Consider the following 1,375-nt stretch of genomic DNA (forward strand, 5'->3'; position numbering starts at 1 on the left):
GGCGGCGAGGCCGCCGGGGTGCGTACGCTCCGGGGCGAGCAGTACGGCGCTCACGCCCGCGCCGCGCCGGGCGAGCCGCGCCCCGGCGTACAGGGCGTCGCCGCCGTTGTCGCCGCTGCCGACGATCAGGGCGACGCGCGCCCCGTAGACGCGGTCGAGCAGCCCGGCGCAGGCGGCGGCGAGCCCGGCGGCGGCGCGCGCCATGAGGGCGCCGTCCGGGAGTCGTGCCATCAGCTCGCGTTCGGCGGCCCGTACTTTCTCCACGCTGTAGCCAGTCCTCATGCGCCCAGTGTCCGGGAATCCGGCGGGAGGGGCTGGGTACGAGGAGTGCGTGCCCCCACCACACAACCGGATGCGAAGTCGATCTTCAGCGCGCCGCTGCGCGTGCTGTACAGCTGAGCGGCCTGAGACACTGGCGGTGATGAGTGAGACACAGATGCGCGCTCGTGCCGTTGTGGACCTGGCCGCGCTGCGGGACAACGTGCGCGCCCTGCGGGCCCGTGCGCCCCGCGCCGAGCTGATGGCCGTGGTCAAGGCCGACGCGTACGGACACGGCGCGGCGCCCTGCGCGCGGGCGGCCCGCGAGGCCGGTGCGGCCTGGCTGGGGACCGCCACCCCGCAGGAGGCGCTGGCCCTGCGCGCCGGAGGCGACCGGGGGCGGATGATGTGCTGGCTGTGGGCGCCCGGCGACCCCTGGCGCGAGGCCATCGAAGCGGACGTCGACGTCTCCGTGAGCGGGCTGTGGGCGCTGCGTGAGGCGGAGGCCGCGGCGGTGGCGGCCGGCCGGGTCGCGCGCGTACAGCTGAAGATCGACACGGGGCTCGGGCGGAACGGCTGCCAGCCCGGCGACTGGCCGGCCCTGGTCGGCGCGGCGCGCGCCGCCGAGCAGCGCGGCACCCTGAAGATCACCGGCCTGTGGTCGCACTTCGCGTGCGCGGACGAGCCCGGCCACCCCTCCATCCAGGCGCAGCTCGCGGTCTTCAAGGACAGCGTCGGCCACGCCGAGGCGCGGGGGCTGGAGCCGGAGGTGCGGCACATGGCCAACTCCCCGGCGACGCTGACCCTGCCCGAGGCGCATTTCGACCTCGTACGGCCGGGCATCGCCGTGTACGGCGTCTCGCCGTCCGCCGAGATCGGGACGCCCGGCGACTTCGGCCTGCGGCCCGTGATGACGCTGAGCGCCTCGCTGGCCAATGTGAAGCGCGTACCGGGCGGCCATGGGGTCAGCTACGGGCACAAGTACGTCACGCCCGGCGACACCACCCTCGCCCTCGTCCCGCTCGGCTACGCCGACGGCATACCCCGCGCCGCGTCCGGCACCGGCCCCGTGCTCATCTCGGGGAAGCTGCGCACGGTCGCGGGACGGGTGGCCATG

At 75.6% G+C, this 1,375-nt stretch carries 2 protein-coding genes; one reads left to right on the top strand and one right to left on the bottom strand.

Annotated elements, in window-relative coordinates:
- Positions 1-282, bottom strand: a 282-nt coding sequence (locus ACFU99_RS43760) for an NAD(P)H-hydrate epimerase (RefSeq protein WP_384404369.1), incomplete at its 3' end; no start/stop codon positions are given.
- A 139-nt stretch (positions 283-421) separates the two neighbouring features.
- Here ACFU99_RS43760 and alr point away from each other — a divergent pair.
- Positions 422-1,375 (top strand): alanine racemase (gene alr / locus ACFU99_RS43765; RefSeq protein ID WP_384404371.1); only part of this gene is annotated, 954 nt, incomplete at its 3' end.

Origin of the sequence: Streptomyces sp. NPDC057654, from assembly GCF_042800135.1 — a bacterium.
In the GTDB taxonomy this organism is placed as follows: Bacteria; Actinomycetota; Actinomycetes; order Streptomycetales; family Streptomycetaceae; genus Streptomyces.